General features: G+C 49.3%; 13 protein-coding genes. 11 read left to right on the top strand and 2 right to left on the bottom strand.

Annotated elements, in window-relative coordinates:
• Position 1 precedes the first annotated feature (1 nt).
• From LZG72_RS18995 to LZG72_RS18945, 11 genes are all read left to right on the top strand, one after another.
• Positions 2 to 2812 (top strand): GH39 family glycosyl hydrolase, encoded by a 2811-nt coding sequence (locus LZG72_RS18995; RefSeq protein WP_233876036.1) that lies wholly within the window; start codon positions 2 to 4, stop codon positions 2810 to 2812.
• A gap of 18 nt (positions 2813 to 2830) precedes the next feature.
• Positions 2831 to 3988 (top strand): hypothetical protein, encoded by a 1158-nt coding sequence (locus LZG72_RS18990; RefSeq protein WP_233876034.1) that lies wholly within the window; start codon positions 2831 to 2833, stop codon positions 3986 to 3988.
• Between the two features lie 16 nt (positions 3989 to 4004).
• Positions 4005 to 5516, top strand: coding sequence for a GH39 family glycosyl hydrolase (locus LZG72_RS18985; protein ID WP_233876032.1), 1512 nt, complete (start codon positions 4005 to 4007; stop codon positions 5514 to 5516).
• 10 nt (positions 5517 to 5526) lie between these two features.
• Positions 5527 to 6990 carry a glycoside hydrolase family 28 protein gene (locus tag LZG72_RS18980; protein ID WP_233876030.1) on the top strand — a complete coding sequence of 488 codons (1464 nt, stop codon included), beginning with the start codon at positions 5527 to 5529 and terminating at the stop codon, positions 6988 to 6990.
• A 155-nt stretch (positions 6991 to 7145) separates the two neighbouring features.
• Positions 7146 to 7835: an SGNH/GDSL hydrolase family protein gene (locus LZG72_RS18975; RefSeq protein ID WP_233876028.1), complete on the top strand. Its 690-nt coding sequence runs from the start codon at positions 7146 to 7148 to the stop codon at positions 7833 to 7835.
• 9 nt (positions 7836 to 7844) lie between these two features.
• A complete protein-coding gene (locus LZG72_RS18970; RefSeq protein WP_233876026.1) occupies positions 7845 to 9530 on the top strand; it encodes a sodium:solute symporter family transporter in 1686 nt (561 codons plus the stop codon).
• Positions 9527 to 10228, top strand: coding sequence for an SDR family oxidoreductase (locus LZG72_RS18965; RefSeq protein ID WP_233876024.1), 702 nt, complete (start codon positions 9527 to 9529; stop codon positions 10226 to 10228). Before LZG72_RS18970 ends, LZG72_RS18965 begins: the two co-directional genes overlap by 4 nt.
• 117 nt (positions 10229 to 10345) lie before the next feature.
• Positions 10346 to 11038: an RraA family protein gene (locus LZG72_RS18960; protein WP_233876022.1), complete on the top strand. Its 693-nt coding sequence runs from the start codon at positions 10346 to 10348 to the stop codon at positions 11036 to 11038.
• Positions 11039 to 11040: 2 nt separating this feature from the next.
• On the top strand, positions 11041 to 13116 hold the full coding sequence (locus LZG72_RS18955; RefSeq protein ID WP_233876020.1) for a heparinase II/III family protein: 2076 nt from the start codon (positions 11041 to 11043) through the stop codon (positions 13114 to 13116).
• 40 nt (positions 13117 to 13156) lie between these two features.
• A complete protein-coding gene (locus LZG72_RS18950) occupies positions 13157 to 13552 on the top strand; it encodes a VOC family protein (protein WP_233876018.1) in 396 nt (131 codons plus the stop codon).
• A 181-nt stretch (positions 13553 to 13733) separates the two neighbouring features.
• Positions 13734 to 14756 carry a zinc-binding dehydrogenase gene (locus LZG72_RS18945; protein WP_233876016.1) on the top strand — a complete coding sequence of 341 codons (1023 nt, stop codon included), beginning with the start codon at positions 13734 to 13736 and terminating at the stop codon, positions 14754 to 14756.
• A 51-nt stretch (positions 14757 to 14807) separates the two neighbouring features.
• Here the strand turns inward: LZG72_RS18945 and LZG72_RS18940 are convergent, their stop codons facing one another.
• Together LZG72_RS18940 and gdhA are read right to left on the bottom strand one after the other, a co-directional pair.
• The gene (locus LZG72_RS18940; RefSeq protein ID WP_233876014.1) at positions 14808 to 15206 is read right to left on the bottom strand and encodes a hypothetical protein; all 399 of its coding nucleotides are present in this window, start codon (positions 15204 to 15206) and stop codon (positions 14808 to 14810) included.
• Positions 15207 to 15297: 91 nt separating this feature from the next.
• Positions 15298 to 16635 (bottom strand): NADP-specific glutamate dehydrogenase, encoded by a 1338-nt coding sequence (gdhA, locus tag LZG72_RS18935; RefSeq protein WP_310590562.1) that lies wholly within the window; start codon positions 16633 to 16635, stop codon positions 15298 to 15300.
• Between the last annotated feature and the right edge of the window lie 124 nt (positions 16636 to 16759).

The following is a 16759-nucleotide window of genomic DNA, read 5'->3' as shown; positions in this document are numbered from 1 at the left end:
AATGAAAAAAAATCGTTTTCAAAATCTGGGCCGCTGGGTTGCCGGGATTCTGTTGGCAAGTTGCACAGGCACCGGGTCATTTGCGCAGTCACCGGCCGGGCTTCCAGCCGGGCCACAAAATTTCAAGGAAATCGGTTCGGTAAAAACTCGGTCAGCCAAAGAGATCAAGGCTTCGAGCTGGTCGATCGGGGGCGAAACCATGGACCGGGATTATACTGATTATCAATCCTATAAAAAATACCTGGATGCGCTGGGGGCCAAACGGATCAGGCTGCAAGGTGGCTGGGCCAAATGTGAAAAGGTAAAAGGAAAATACGATTTCGCCTGGCTGGACGCCGTTATTCCCGATGCATATAGCCGCGGCGTGAACCCCTGGGTGGAACTGTCTTACGGGAATCCGATCTACGAAGGTGGCGGTGAACCCAAATTGGCCGGCCGCATCCCCACGTCTCCGGAGGCATTGGAAGCTTGGGACAAATGGGTAAAAGCCATCGTAAACCGCTACAAAGGGCAGGTTACCGAATGGGAGATCTGGAACGAGCCCGATCTTAATCCCAAAAATACGGGAGATGAGTTTGCTGATTTTTACATACGTACCGCAAACGTGGTCCGGTCACAGCAACCCAATGCAAAATTTCTCGCGCTGGGCATCGCAGGTGTGCCCAGGCTTGAATTTTTAAAGCCTTTTCTGGATAAAATAAAAGCAAAAAACGCGCTGGACCTGATCGATGTGATCACGTACCATGGGTACGCACCGAACCCGGATACATCCTACCCGAAGATTGAAGAAATGCGAAACTTCGTTGCCGGATACAGTACCAAAATCGGCTTCATGCAGGGCGAAAACGGCGCGCCTTCCACGCATAGTTCTGTGACGATCGGTGCACTTCGCCAGTTCGACTGGACGGAGTTGAGTCAGGCCAAATGGGATTTGCGCCGGATGCTGGGCGATCATGGGCGCGGCATTGCCACCAACCTGTTCACGATCAGCGACATCCATTACGCAGCGGGCGATCACATGACGGGTGTGAACACGAAAGGGATTTTGAAAACCAATCCCGATAAAACCATTGACCGTCCGAAGCTGGCTTATAAAGCTGCCCAGCACGTGTTCTCGATTTTTGACTCTGAAATGGAAGCATATCCCGGAAACACCGCTGCGACGGATCATGAAAACCAGTCCGCTTTTATTTACAAGCAAAAAGGGACCGGGAATACGGTGATTACCATTTGGGGCAATGAGGCACGTCCGGCCGAGACGTATACCAATAAGCGCACGAAAGTTACTGCGAGCGGATCTTTCAAAGAGCCTGTTTATGTAGATCTTATTTCTGGGAAAGTGTATGAGATACCCAAAGCGAACTGGAAAAAGGAAGGAGGAAATTCTGTTTTTAATGCGATCCCGGTTCCGGACTATCCGGTTTTGATTGCTGAAAAATCTGCTTTTGGACTTGCTACTGCTTCTCTGGATGAGAAATCTACATTTAAATATCTTGGTAAAATTGCACCGAGAGATGCGAAGGATATCAAGTCATCCAACTGGTCGGTAGGTGCGGAAATGATGGACCGGGACTTTACCATTTATAACAACTGGAAGGAATATCTCGGAAAACTGGGTGCGAAAAAGGCGAGGATCCAGTCGGGCTGGGCCAAAGTGGAGAAAACAAAAGGCAGTTACGACTGGGTGTGGCTTGATGAGATCGTTTATGATATGGTGAAACAAGGCGTAAAACCGTGGATCAACCTGTCTTACGGAAATACACTTTATTCCGGTGGCGGCGGGACTACTTTAATGGGCGCCGTCCCGCAGTCGGACGAGGCTTTGGAAGGCTGGGGCAAATTTGTAAACGCCATTGTGTCAAGATATGGCAAGGTGGTCGACGACTGGGAAGTGTGGAACGAGCCCAACTATAAAGTGTCGCCGGAAGGATATGCGAAGTTGCTGGTACTTTCCGCAGAAATCATACGCAAGGTGCAGCCGAAAGACAACATCATTGCATTTGCGATGGGCAGCAAGGTGGATTACGAGTATGCCGACAAAGTGTTGGCGATCATGCAGCAGCAAAACAAAATCCATCTCATCGACGAGATCAGCCACCATCGCCACATTAAAATCCCAGAAGATCGCGGCACGGAAATAGCGCTGGAAGCAGTAGTGAAAAAGTATAACCCCAAGATCAGGATCAGACAAGGTGAGGGCGGGTGCCCGTCGGAATGGAACGACAACTTTGCGCTGAACAAATATCATTGGAGCGAGCAGATACAGTCTAAACACATTTTGCGCAGGTTGCTTACCGATCTGGGGAATGACAAGGAATCATGCCTTTTTACGATCATGGACGCCCGCTACCCGCAGGAATGGAACCACAAAGGGTTACTCAAAGCCAATAACGACAAAACGGTTGCTTACGCAAAACCGGCCTACTATGCATTCCAGAATGTGACATCGGTTTTTGACGATCGCCTGACCAGACTGGAAAAGTTTCCTTATGCGATTAAAAAACACCGCGACAGAAAAGTGTCACTTTACGGCTATGCGGGCAAAGGAAAGCAAAGTCAGATTGTAACCGCCTGGTTTTCTGACAGTATACCTTCCAATGTGAATGATAAAACACTTTGTGACCTGTCTTTCGGCCATGGAAGTTTTGAAAATCCGGTTTGGGTGGATCTGGCTTCGGGAAGCGTGCATGAAATTCCGAAGTCCAATTGGAAAAAGGAAGGTACCAACTTTCATTTTTCCAAAATTCCCATGTACGATTCGCCGATCCTGATCGCAGAAAAATCGCTGATCCGGCTTGCAAAAGCACTTTAATTACTAAACCCATTTACAATGACTGATATGAACACGCCAGGCTTCGAAAGGATCAAACAAACTTCGCTGAATTTTGTGAATGCGATGAAAATAGGCGATGCGCCCGGTATTTACCGCAAAGAAAAAGGCGATGGAGAAAGCTTTTACGGCTCCTACCATGCGGCACATATTCTGGATTTATTTGGTGAACTACCTAAATTTTCGACTGAGGAAAAGGCGATCTGGGCGCATCAGTTTCAGAACCGGCAAACCGATCAGGGCTATTTTTCGAGCAAAAAAGAAGATAAAACGCGGTTTCGCACTTTGGAAGAAATGGAGCCGTTCTGGCATTACACCCGGGGGAATATCTGGGCAATGCGTGTTTTGGATGTGAAGCCTGAGAAAGAATTTGCATTCCTCGAACCCTTGCTGGATGCTGAAAAACTTTATAACTGGGTCAAACATTACGATTGGAGCAATTCCTGGGCAGCGGGAAATCAGGTTCTGGCGGCTGCTACGGCATTATTTGCGGCGCGCGACTGGTTTGGCGTTTCCGAGGTCGATAAGGTTTTGGAGGAAGGCATGTACCCGGCACTGGAAGAATTGCTGGATGAAAATACCGGTTTTTGGGGAACACAATTCGGTGCCGATCTGCCGAATGGTTTGTTTGGTACCATTCATATTACACCCATTTATTTCGCGCAAGGCTGGCCGCTGCGTGCTGTGGAGCGCAATGTAGATTCCACGCTGGCTTGCCAGTTGCCCGACGGTTCCTTCTGGCCCGGCGGCTCCGATTGTCCTGATTTCGACGGGGCCTACATGATCGCCAATCTCGCGGAACTCACCGATTATCGTCGCGATGACCTGAAAGCCGCTGCGCGTCTTTACCTGGAACACGCATTAAAACACGAAGATCCTACCGGTAACGGCTGGCTTTTACACCGAGTTGACAGCAAGCCTGCCGACTGGGTGCCACGGCCGCACTGGATATGGAAAGAAGGTAGTACCACCGCCACCGCTGAGCTGCGCGACGAAGATCCGGAAAGAACGCATATCATGCTTGGATCGTGGTTTTATCCGCTTTCCATTGCATTGATTAGTCATTTTCTAGGCGATACCGGCTATGAAGGAAACTACCATTTCAACTCGCATTCCTTGCACGTTTGCAATGTTTTCAACGAGCCATTGAATTTTTAAACCCTCAAAAAGTAGCATGGAAAGCAACAGGAGGACATTTCTGAAAGCACTGACGCTGGCGCCGCTGACGGGAAGTGTCTTGAACACAGAAAATGAATTGGCACAAATCGAGCCGGAAGTACAGCCCATTTTTGCGCTCAATAAAATTGGCAGCATCAAGCTTAAAAAACCAAAGGACATTAAATCATCCCCATTTGGCATCGGCTGTGAAACGCTCGACCGTGCGCTCTGGGACCCAAAAGAAGTATATCCGTTTCTGGACGACCTGCCGGTGAAATGGGCGCGGCTGCAAACCGGCTGGAACCGGGTGGAGCGTGAAAAAGGAAAATACGATTGGAAATGGCTGGACGAAAGTGTGGATGGGTTGATCGAACGAGGAATTCAGCCGTTTTTTAATGTCGGTTATGGGAATAAATTTTATACCGAGGATGAAATGGGCTACCATCCCATGAACAATCCCGATGCGCTGAAAGCATTCAAACTATTCGTGACCGCGCTGGCGAAAAGGTACAAAGGGAAAGTGTCGCATTACGAGATCTGGAACGAGCCGAATTTGAAGGGTTTCTGGAAGCCGGGGGAAATTGATCCGAAAAAATATGTGCAGCTGGTGAGGGAAACAGCTCCTTTGATCCGCAGCAATTGTCCCAATGCGGTCATTGTGGGAGGAGTAACATCTCGTCTGCCTTACACGTTTATCAAATCCCTTTTCGAAGCCGGGCTTGGCAAGGAAATCGATATTTTTTCTTTTCATCCCTACAATACCATTCCCGAAACCTATAATGAACGGATCGTGGCGGTGACGCGGCTTGCGAAACAATACAATCCCAAAATCAAAATCTGGCAGGGTGAAAACGGGTTTCCTTCCGAACCCAATAGTACGGGTTTCATTGGCGAAGGCCCCTATACCGAAAATATCCAGGCGAAAATCATGCTCAGAAGGCTGATAACGGACTGTTCGCTGGATATTCCGATGACGCTCTGGTTTCTGATCGTCGATCTGCACGATTACCCCAAAGGTACCGGGAAGGTGAATTACAAAGGGATTTTAAAGACAAAACCTACCATTGCCCCCAAAGTCGCCTACAAGGTTTTGCAAAATCTCGGCAGCGTCGTGCATGGCGATGTACACACCGGCAATGCGATTATCCATATTCTGGACGGCGAAAAAGCAGTCGGTGAAAAGGATTATGCCGATCTGGGAAACCGGTTTGTGGAAACGCTCGCGAATACGAGAGCGACGGTGCTGAATACCGCCAACGGAAAGGTACTGGCTTACTGGTCGCTTGATAAAGCCGCGGACCAATATCCTTCACGCAGCGCACATATTTTTTTATGGGATTGGGAAGGTACCGGTTTCGCTGATCCCGTCGTGATCGACCCGCTGACCAGCGACATTTATGAATTGCCCGAGCATCAGAAATTCAACGACAACGATACGTACAGGATCAGTCAGGAGGCGCAGCTTTTCGCCAAACTTCCGCTCCGCGATTACCCGATGCTGATCATGGAAAAGAAATCAGTGATTTAATCAAAAAAAGATGAACCGACTGATCCTGTTACTTTTTGGAATGCTATTTCTGCCATTGCCGGTTCCCGCGCAACGCGTGAGCGGCACGTGGGATGTATTCGACAGCGGGGCAAAAGGCGATGGTAAAGTGTTGGATACGAAAGCAATACAATCGTCGATCGACCATTGTCACGCCGCAGGCGGCGGAAAGGTATACCTGCATAATGGCACATTTTTGTCGGGAACGATCTATCTGAAAAGTAATGTGACGTTGCATGTGGAAGCCGGCGCGACTTTGCTCGGCAGCGATAATGTAAATGATTTTCCAAGTATTTCTTCCAGATATCCTTCCTATACCGGTGATTTCGTAACCAATAAAATGCTGATTTACGCCGAAGATGCGGTCAACATTGCCATCACCGGTCACGGCACAATCGACGGCCGGGGCGACGGTATCAAAGGACCTTACCTGTCTCCCTCATTCAGCGGCCGTCCGCGGATCATTCATTTCCGGGCCTGCCAAAATGTAAAGATCCGGGATGTGAAATTGTACAACTCGGCTTCCTGGGTGCAGTCGTATCAATCGTGTAAAAATGTATTGATCGATGGCATTACCGTGGATAGCAGGGAAAATAAGGACATTGAAAAACCACGGTGGGCCGATGCGAGAGGCAGAAATAACGATGGGCTGGACCTGGTGGACTGCCAGCAGGTACGCATTGCCAACTGTAACATCAATGCAGGCGACGACGCGATTTGCCTGAAAAGCTTTTCGCCGGATGAAGCCTGCCGGGATATCACGATCACCAATTGCATTGTCAGCTCCAATGCGTCGGGCATTAAGATCGGTACCGAAACCAGCGGGACTTTGGAAGACATTACCGTTTCTAATTGTGTGGTTTACGATACCCGCGTGGATGCGATCAGTATGATGACAGCCGACGGTGCGACGGTGCAACGGATCACATTTTCAGGCATAACGATGCGCAACATCAAAGGCGGCGCCATTTTCGTGAGACTGAATAAACGCAATCGGCCTTACCGGAAAAATGCAAAAGTGAATGAACCTGCATTAAAAGACATACTGATTGAAAACATACAGGGAACGCGCATTTCGGCCGATTACGGCAGCTCGATCACGGGTATTCCCAATGCATTTGTTGAAAATATCACATTAAGGAACATCAATCTGACGTTCGAGGGAGGAATACAGGCTGCGGATGCAGACCGGGCAATTCCCGAGCGAGAAACGGCGTATCCCAATGGTCTCACGTTCGGAAGGTTACCTGCCTACGGGTTCTTTATCCGTCATGCGAAAAATGTATTTCTGGATAATGTACAGCTGCGGTTTTTGAAGGAAGATCAGCGCCCAGCGCTGGTTTGCGAAGATGTGGAAGGGTTGGAGATTGCGAGGTTAAAAGCGCAAAGCACCGCGCAAACGCGGGTTTTGGTTAGGAAAGTGAATGTGAGGGACGGGAAGGGTGGTGGCTGGTAATGCCTTTGGCATGCTGAGCCCTTTTTGTCATGCTGAGCGCAGTCGAAGCACGCTACCAGCTTGGCACCATGCCAGTAGCATTGCACTTCTTGCACTTCGACTGCGCTCAGTGTGACAAAAAAGAGGTATTTAAACAAAACGTTTTTGAATCAACTATGAAAAAAACAACCAAATACAGCATCCCAATCCTCCTCCTCGCACTTTTCGCTGCCTGGAAGCAATCCCAACCGTCCATTTTCCTCATCGGCGACAGCATTTCCATGCAGTATGGGCCTTATCTGGAAAAATACCTGGAAGGAACCGTCGCTTTCGACAGAAAGAAGGACGACGGGCAGGCGGAGAAAAACCTGGATGTGCCGGTGGGCGCCAATGGCGGTGATTCCAGAATGGTACTGGAATACCTGAAAATCAAGACGAAGGAGCCTGCTTTTAAACCCGATTATCTGGTGCTCAACTGCGGGCTGCACGACATTAAGCATGATGTAAAAACGGGTAAGATCCAGGTCGGCGAGGCAGAATACCGCAAAAACCTTCAAGGCATTATTGACCTTTTGAAACCCAAAAAAATAAAGATGATCTGGATCCGCACGACCGCGGTGGTCGACTCGATCCATAATTCAAAATCAAAAAGCATTGTGCGTTACGGCAAAGACCTGGCGGCCTACAATCAGGTTGCCGACCAGGTGATGGCCAAAAACAACATCCCGAGGATCGACCTGTACGATTTTACCTGGAAGCTGGGTATCGACCAATTCATCGATCATGTGCATTACAATGAACAAACGCGCTCGTTGCAGGCGGCTTATCTGGCCGGATCAATCCAAATTCTTGTCCGTAAACCTTAACCTTCTCTCATGCAAACTTTATCAACGCTGGATTATTGGGCCATAGGTATTTACATGCTGCTGATGGCAGGCATTGGCCTGTTTCTCGGCAAGTTTGTGAAGAATATCGGCGATTATTTCAAAGGCGGAAACGCGATTCCCTGGGTATCGGGCGCGATCTCGAACTTCATGACCAAGTTCAGTACATTCATTTTCGTAGCCTATGCGGGCATTGCGTATCAGCATGGTTTTGTGGCACTTACATTGATATGGAGTACCGTTCTTCCCGCATTGGTCGGTGTGGCTTTCTTTGCCAAAAGGTGGCGCCGCGCCGGTGTGATGACGCCGATGGAACTGCTCGAAACACGCTACAATATGCCTGTAAGGCAGCTGTTTTCGTGGACGGGTGTGTTTTTTAAAGTCCTCGACAACATGGTGCGGCTCTATGCATTGGGACTGTTTGTAAAAGCCGCCACCAATCTGAGCCTCGAAAGCTCCATTCTCGTCTGCGGGATCATTGTCGCACTATACACGGTGGTGGGCGGTCTGTGGGCCGTGGTCGTCACCGACGTAGTGCAGTTCATCATCCTCATGGTCGCGACATTGATTTTAGTACCCCTCACAATAAAGGCTGCAGGCGGGCTCGACGCGATGAAGCTCGCCATTCCCGATCACTTTACCTGGTTCAACGGGCCGAAAGGAATGCCGCTTTTTATGACGGTTTATTACCTGATGATATTGGTCAAATACAGTGGTAACTGGACGTTTATCCAGCGTTTTTACAGTGTCCGCGATGAGCGCGCCAGTGAAAAGCAGGGAATGCTCACGGCCGTTTTCTTTTTCATTTTCCCCATCATTTTCCTGTTCCCGTCCATTGCCGCCAAAGCATTGATACCCGAGCTGGAAAACCCGGAAATGGCTTATGTAAGCGTCTGTCTCAAACTTTTGCCCCAAGGGATCATGGGACTGATGATCGCTGCGATGTTTGCCGCGACCATGTCGGTACTCAGCGGAGAATATAATGTAACGGCGGGCGTATTGACACGCGACATTTATCAAAGACTTTTTAATCCCAATGCGACCGATAAGGAAATGCTTTGGGTCGGCAGGTTAATGACACTGCTTTTTGGCGGATTTATTACAGTCGGAGCACTTTATGTTGGCGGATTCGGCGGCGCATTTGAAGCAAACAAACTGTTCACCGGACTCTTTGCACTACCGATGACCCTGCCGCTTTTGCTCGGTATTGTGATGAAACGCCCGAGACCATGGGGCGCACTGGCGACGGTGATCGGCGGGATGATCCTCGGATTGTTCCTGAACAGCCAGCCACAGATTTCCTGGGAAATGGCCACATTGATCCAGATCGTGGTGTGTGTTCTGATCTTCCTCGCCTCGGGTTTGGTCGAGTCCAAAGACGTTGCGTATCGGAGAAGGGTAGATGCATTTTTCCTGAAACTCGCCACGCCACTCACCGAAGCCGAAAAACCGAAAGTCAACTGGGGTTTTATGCATGTGATGAACCGGCTGTATGCGGTTGCACTGGCGGTGACCGGAATTTTATTCGGCGTCATGAGCCTGCCTTCGATCGGGGAAACCAGCGGGCGGTTCGCGTTCGGAGCCGGGGCGGTGTGTTTGATACTTGCCGTATTTTTATGGCTCCGCACTCAGAAAGTAATTGTAGATGAACCTGTTAATCAAAAAATAGAAGTATGAATTTTGTAAAAGATAAGGTGTGTTTTATCACCGGAGCGTCGGGTGGAATTGGGAAGGCTACTGCATTACAACTGCTTGAACTGGGCGCGAAAGTGTTTGATATGAGCCGTACGCGACAGCTTTCCGACGAAGTTTCAAATGAAAATCTGCGCTCGTACAAAGGTGATGTGAGTGTCGAGGCCGATGTCATTGCGGCTTTTCAGGCGTGTATCAATGCTTTTGGTACGGTAGATGTGCTGCTGAACAATGCGGGTCTGGGGGTATTAACGACCGATTTATCGACCACCGACCTGGATACTTACGAGCAGATGATCAGCGTGAATATGCGGGGCGTGTTTTTGTGCAACCGCGAAGCGCTGAAAGTGATGAAACCTAAAAAAGAAGGGCATATCGTGACGGTCATTTCCATGGCGGGCCAACGTACCAATCCGAATGCGCCGATCTACTGCGCGTCCAAGTTTGGCGCGCGGGGATTGAGCAGCGGACTGGCCGACCAGGCTGTGAAGCTGGGAATTAAAGTAACCGACGTGAATCCGGGCCCGGTGGATAGCGACTACTGGGGCGACCGGCAGGTGCCGAGGGAGAAATTCCTGAAAGTAGAGCAGGTCGCGCATGTGATCCTCTTCGTTCTCAACCAACCCGCCGAAGTAATGATCCGGGAAATCAATTTTGACAATATCAAATTCCTGGCGGGGTGACACCCTTCGGCCGCCCGGCGGCCCGGTGCGCTCAGGGTGCCAAATAGAAGCAACCATCAGGGTGACAATATAAATAGTTGAATACCAATAAAATAATGAGAAAAATCAATGGTAACTATGATGAAATCGAACGGAATGCTAGTCGAATCACCCTTTCCTATCTCCATCCAGGAAATGAAACAGCGGTACCTGAAACTGTATTCGGGCGCTGTTAATGATGTTTTACGGTTCAAATACAACCTTCATGCATCGAGTTTGCCGGCCACATTTGCCCCGCTCCGGGAAGAAATGAAAATGGCCGGACTCGCATTCACGGTAAAAGGCGGGCCGGATATCACCACCGACGGCGAAATGGAAATGCGCGCAAAAATGCTGGAAGAATTGCACGAAGATTCGATCGTGGTGTGGGATTGCAGCAGCGAAACGGTAACCTCGCAGTGGGGTGAAGTGATGACCATGGCCGCCATTCGGGCGGGTTGCTGCGGGGCGGTTGTGAATGGTATCCGCGACACGCAGTCTATTCTCGAACAAAAATTCCCTGTTTTTCATAAATATAAATCCAATACCGGTATGCTCGGCAGGTTCCGGATGTACCATTACCAGAAGCCCGTTTTAATGGGCGAGGTGATCGTAAAGCCGGGAGACTGGGTTTTCGGGGATATCGACGGCGTGATTTCGATCCCGAAAGAGATTGCCTACGAGGTACTGCTGGCAGCGGAGGAGATCATCGAAAAGGAAGCCGATATCCGCGATATGGTGGAAAGCGGCATGAGCCCGACGGATGTGGTGAAAAATGGAGGTTATTTCTGAGTATGCACATTTTCATTACCAAAAAAGAACGGGAGGATATCCTTCAAAAGCTTCACGACCGCGATCCGCTGATCTGCTCTTTTTTAGATGCATTGAAACAGCGGGTGTCCCGGCGTGTGGAAAATGGCGGACTATGTCAGCCGGGAGATGCTACTTCGTGGTATTACCCCGCCGCCGAATACATCTCGGATGCTTCGATGCTGTACGGTTTGTTCCCCGATGAAAAACTGGCGGCTTGGATCAGATCGGTTACATTAACCATTGCCCGGAAGCCGGAAAGTGACTGGGCCGGACCCGCCTTCCGCGATCATTCGCAACCATATACCGGGCATCTGGAAACCGCGCATTTGTGCTGGGCGCTCGCATCCGCACTGGATCTTGGGGAAGGAGTATGGCGGGAAAGGGGGGAAGGGGAGGAAGAGCAGGAAAGGGAAGAGGTGAAAAAGGCCTTTCAGGAGAAGGGAATGGCGCTTTGCCAACGTTGGGTTCAGAATAATACACACCTGGCCAACTGGCGTGGAATCATGGTTTCGGGGATTGTGGTAGCAGCTGCGGTTTTGGGAAATGAGGAGGTTTTGGATCAATATATTCCTGAATTACAGCAATGTGCTACTGCTTTTCAGTCGGATGGTTCCTATGCGGAATCGCTGCAATACGGTAATTACCTGGCGTTTGCATTGATGCTGGCCTATGAGTCGCTGGCACGCGCTTATCCCGCAAAAGCGGCGCAGCTGGATGTTTCGGCTTATGGAAAAGGGATCAAATGGGTGGTAAACAGCATGTTGTATGCCAAACCGATGAATTCCTGGAGCGAGCAGCCACGGGCGCGGGCGGTCAATTTTAATGACAGCGCGGCATTGTTCCGTCCTTCCGGTGATTTGCTTTTGCATCTGGCGGCGAGGCATAGCGATCGTGAAGAAGCCGGCCTCGCTTTTTATTTATTCCAAAAATATTACCAGCCGGTTCCTTACCAGGGACCGCACGATCTGGCGACTTTCGGGATGCGCAATGACTGGGGTTTTCTAACCTTGCCGCTTTTGACGGGTGACCTGAAAGCGATTACACCGCAAGAAGCAAACCTTCCGGTAACCGTCTCTTTCAGCAACGGACATGGTTTTTTACGCGATGCTTGGGATGGTAAAACGGTTTTAGCGATCAATGGCGGAGGAGATACATTAAACGGGCCGGGGCATTTACATGGCGATGTGAACGGTTCTATCCTGGCTTATCAAAATGAGCGACTGCTCGTTGATCCCGGCCACAGCTGCTACCGAAACCTGATCCACGGCCTGGAAAGCGCGTCCCAAACTCACAATACCTGCACCTTCCTGGTCGAAAAAGACAAACTTGGTTTGCAGGAAGACCTCGCGAAAGCAACGTTACTCGAACAAAAAAGCGTTTTGCCCCGCAGGGAAATCCGGAATGGGAAAGTAGGAGAGCCTGTGGATCGGGGCAATAGAAAGTTGATTTGTGAAAGATCAGGTACTGTTTCCGTCATCGGATGCGAAGCTGCGAAAGTGTATGGCGACCCGATTACCGCATTCAGCCGGTTCTGGATTTTGGCAGGCAGTCAGGTTGTTTTTGTGGTTGATAAAATAACAGCAAGCAAACCGGTGACGACGATGTGGAACTGGCTGGTCAATAACCGGGACGGAAAAACGACATTTGAAAAGGATAATCATGCGCTGACGGTCAGGCGGGGAAATTCGGGAATGAGACTGTTTCAATCCGCGCAGTCGACACTCGGTTTTCCGGTATATGCGTATGTCCACGACGCCTATCACGTAGAACCCGATCAGTTGGGAGAAGGTAGGCCGGGCAGCGGATTGTTGTTCAGGCATACCGAAAAAGAAAGCGCAACGGATCGGGTAATGGTAACCGCCATTGCACTGGACCAGTCTGAAAATATCGGTCTGTGGCATTATGAAGTACAGGGTAATACACATGTTTTAATGAAAGGAAATGATACCTGGGAGTTGGATGTAGAAGCTGGGTTTGAGAGGATTAACGTGGTTGGGACCGGGGGAAGGATTGGGATTATTTGGGAGGATGGAGGATGGCGGAGAATTGAGGGTTGACGTTGCCTTGCAAATGGTCAAAACAAACAAGCAAAAAAACATGGAAAACGATTGGAAGTCCCTTTTTATCGGCGTTGATCACCCGGCGGTTGCAGCTGATGATGTGGAAGTATTGGCAGACTGGTACTGCGAAACACTGGGTTATGAAAAGTTCTTCAGACATCCGAAACCAGTCTGGATGCTCAAAGCACCCGATGGTACTTTGCTTGAAGTGATGCCCAAAGACCATACCCTCCGGCAGGAACGTACCACCTGGACCCCCGGATGGTCGCACGTCGCATTCCGGGTAACGGACATCGCCGCAGCCATAGCGTACCTCGATTCCAAAAATATTAAATGGGGCGGCGAGGTAATGGACGCAATAGCCGGCGGAAAAGTAAGGAACTGCTTTGACGTGGAGGGAAATATGATTCAGGTGCTTGAAAGGGCTTTTTAGCTAATAGCTAATAGCTGTTAGCCATTAGCTATTAGCTTTTAGCTTTTTAAAGTATACCATCAACCAACAGCTATGGCATACACCAATGAGCGTGGTTTGTAGTTCAATTAACTAATAATCAATTTATTGTAAAATAAGCTAACAGCTAACAGCTAACGGCTAACAGCTAAAAAACAACAACATGAAATCACTACTTTATTCCGGAAATAAGACATTTATTGTTGAGGACTGTAAAAAGCAGGAATTGGAGCCTGGGGAGGTCCGTTTGAAAGTGGCTTTTTGTGGTGTTTGCGGCACCGATGTGCACATTTATCATGGCAATATGGATCAGCGGGTGCAAATTCCCCAGGTGATCGGGCATGAAGTTTCGGGCGAAATAGACGCGATTGGCGAAGGTGTTTCCGGCTGGCAAGTAGGGGATAAGGTAGCAGTCCGCCCATTAAAGCCCGGAGCCGAAAATCCGTCCGACAACGATTGCAACCATATTGGCAAAAACCTCAAATTCATTGGTATCGACACCGTTGGCGGAATGCAATCGTACTGGAACGTTCCCGCCTACACGTTGCACCGCTTGCCAGAAAACCTCTCATTGGAACAGGGCGCGATGATTGAGCCGCTGGCTGTGGCTTGTCACGACGTGAGGCTGGGAGAGGTAAAAGCAGGAGAGGTTATCGTCGTGATTGGCGGTGGACCTATCGGGATGCTTGTTGCGCTCGTAGCCCGGCAAAAAGGTGCACAAGTACTGATCTCGGAAGTGAATGCTACCCGCATTAAACTGGCCGAATCGCTCGGTTTGAAAACGGTTAATCCATTGGAACAAGACCTGATTGCTGAGGTAGCGGCTTTCTCAGACGGTGCAATGGCTGATGTCGTGTTTGAGGTTTCGGGTACGCAGGCTGGTGTTAATGTAATGACACAATTGCCAAAAGCCAGGGGCCGGATCGTGATGGTGGCTATTCATGCGCAGCCCAAACCGGTTGATCTGTTCCGTTTTTTCTGGCGGGAACTGAAACTGATCGGTGCAAGGGTGTATGAGGAAGACGACTTCGAGGAGGCCATTGCTTTGGCTGCAAAGGGCGATATTCCGTTAGCCGCATTGATCACCCAGGTGACGTCGCTGGAAAACGGGCAGCAGGTTTTTGAAACGATCGACAGCAATCCGACAGGGATGAAGTATTTATTGCAATGCTCTTCACCAGTTTGACAGCTACGATTAGGGAATAGTAATATTGATAACCGTCTCATTATGAACGGATCAAGTATTCTTGAATACGGCTATAACCACGGGAAGCAAAACAGAACCAAACCATATTACCCAGTACAGGAAGCTATTTTCTTCCTCCGGATTTATCCGCAATGCGTCGGTTCTGCCGGAAACTTTGTCAACTTTTAACAAATCGAATAAGATATAATACCAGGCTGCAAAACACGCCGGCAGTAAAAAGAAAATGTGATGTTTCTGCAATCCGCCAGTTTTTGACGTTACACCAAATAACCAGGTCAGTCCCCAATACAAGCCCAGCAGGAAACAAAGGGTTGCTAAAACAATTTGGATCAAAGCACTGAACCAAGGGATGTTTTTATTGACTCCTGCCAATTCGTCGCGACGGTGAAGCTTAAAAAAATGGTAATAGTATCTGTAAAGAAACATCATCTGAAAAGCTTCTGGATGTAAAGATATCTGCTAAGGAACTCTAAGGCGGCTTTTTACTTAAGCCCCGGCTGCGCGCAACCGGGGCTGTTATTTATACCAGTCCCTGCGCCAGCATGGCATCGGCTACCCGCACAAATCCCCCGATATTGGCGCCTTGCATGTAGCTCATGCGACCGTCCGGTTTGTGTCCATAACGCAGACATGTCGAATGGATATTAAACATAATCTCCTGCAATTTTTTATCCACCTCCTCGCGCGACCACGACAAACGCAGCGAATTTTGTGACATTTCCAGACCTGAAACGGCCACGCCACCTGCATTTGCCGCCTTTCCCGGAGCGTACAGAATATCGTTACTTTCAAATACCTCAATGGCTTCCGGAGTACAAGGCATATTCGCCCCCTCGGCCACGCAAATGCAACCGTTCTTAACCAGCAGGCCGGCATCATCCACATTCAGCTCGTTTTGCGTGGCATTCGGCAAGGCGATATCACATGGGACCTCCCAAGGTGTTTTTCCGGCTATAAATTCACAACCAAACCGATCGGCATATGAATTGATCCGGCCCCGCGTTTCATTTTTTAAATGCATGATGTAGGCGAACTTCTCTGAATTGATTCCGTTTTCATCAAAAATATAACCCGATGAGTCAGAAAGCGTTACGACTTTTGCGCCCAGCTCTATGCATTTTTCCAGCGTATACTGCGCCACATTACCGGATCCCGAAATAACCACCCGTTTGCCTTTGATGCTGTCGCGCCGCTGGTTCAGCATTTGTTCCACGAAATAAACAACGCCATACCCGGTTGCCTCGGGACGGATCAGACTTCCGCCATAGCTTGCGCCTTTGCCTGTCAAAACACCCGTGAACTCATTTTTGAGACGCTTGTATTGGCCAAACAAAAAACCGATTTCCCTCGCGCCAACGCCGATATCTCCGGCTGGCACGTCGTTGTCAGAACTGATGTGACGGAACAGCTCCGTCATGAAACTTTGGCAAAAAAACATCACCTCACGATCGGAGCGTCCTTTCGGATCAAAATCGGATCCTCCTTTACCTCCGCCCATTGGAAGCTGCGTCAGGCTATTTTTAAATATTTGTTCAAAAGCAAGGAATTTGAGTGTGCTCAGGTTTACAGAAGGATGAAAACGCAGACCACCTTTGTACGGACCGATCGCGCTGTTCATCTGAACGCGGTAACCCCGGTTGATCTCCACTTCGCCATTGTCATTCATCCAGGGTACCCTGAAAATAATAACGCGCTCAGGCTCTGCGATCCGCTCGAGAATTTTGGCTTTCTGATAATGCGGTTTATCCTGAATAAAAGGAATAATGTTCTCGGCGACCTCGCGGACTGCCTGATGAAATTCATTTTCGCCAGGATTTCGGTCGATGATCCGGCTCATGAAGGATTGTACTGAAGTCACTGTTTGAGTGGTTAGTTATCGGAATCTTTTCTTGTACCACCGGCTAAGATAGTTTATGACCACCGAAAAACTATAATGCATGAATGAAGTGACAATCTCCTCCCTGATCCCACGGAAAGAATCC

It is taken from the genome of Dyadobacter sp. CY323 (assembly GCF_021390245.1).
Classification (GTDB): domain Bacteria; phylum Bacteroidota; class Bacteroidia; order Cytophagales; family Spirosomataceae; genus Dyadobacter.
This window is presented reverse-complemented; position numbering and strand designations above follow the sequence as displayed.

What these genes read in the sequence shown, in the direction of transcription:
- LZG72_RS18995 (WP_233876036.1), top strand. Translation starts at nt 2, where the DNA reads ATGAAAAAAAATCGTTTTCAAAATCTGGGCCGCTGGGTTGCCGGGATT.
- LZG72_RS18990 (WP_233876034.1), top strand. Translation starts at nt 2,831, where the DNA reads ATGACTGATATGAACACGCCAGGCTTCGAAAGGATCAAACAAACTTCG.
- LZG72_RS18985 (WP_233876032.1), top strand. Translation starts at nt 4,005, where the DNA reads ATGGAAAGCAACAGGAGGACATTTCTGAAAGCACTGACGCTGGCGCCG.
- LZG72_RS18980 (WP_233876030.1), top strand. Translation starts at nt 5,527, where the DNA reads ATGAACCGACTGATCCTGTTACTTTTTGGAATGCTATTTCTGCCATTG.
- LZG72_RS18975 (WP_233876028.1), top strand. Translation starts at nt 7,146, where the DNA reads ATGAAAAAAACAACCAAATACAGCATCCCAATCCTCCTCCTCGCACTT.
- LZG72_RS18970 (WP_233876026.1), top strand. Translation starts at nt 7,845, where the DNA reads ATGCAAACTTTATCAACGCTGGATTATTGGGCCATAGGTATTTACATG.
- LZG72_RS18965 (WP_233876024.1), top strand. Translation starts at nt 9,527, where the DNA reads ATGAATTTTGTAAAAGATAAGGTGTGTTTTATCACCGGAGCGTCGGGT.
- LZG72_RS18960 (WP_233876022.1), top strand. Translation starts at nt 10,346, where the DNA reads ATGATGAAATCGAACGGAATGCTAGTCGAATCACCCTTTCCTATCTCC.
- LZG72_RS18955 (WP_233876020.1), top strand. Translation starts at nt 11,041, where the DNA reads ATGCACATTTTCATTACCAAAAAAGAACGGGAGGATATCCTTCAAAAG.
- LZG72_RS18950 (WP_233876018.1), top strand. Translation starts at nt 13,157, where the DNA reads ATGGAAAACGATTGGAAGTCCCTTTTTATCGGCGTTGATCACCCGGCG.
- LZG72_RS18945 (WP_233876016.1), top strand. Translation starts at nt 13,734, where the DNA reads ATGAAATCACTACTTTATTCCGGAAATAAGACATTTATTGTTGAGGAC.
- LZG72_RS18940 (WP_233876014.1), bottom strand. Translation starts at nt 15,206, where the DNA reads ATGATGTTTCTTTACAGATACTATTACCATTTTTTTAAGCTTCACCGT.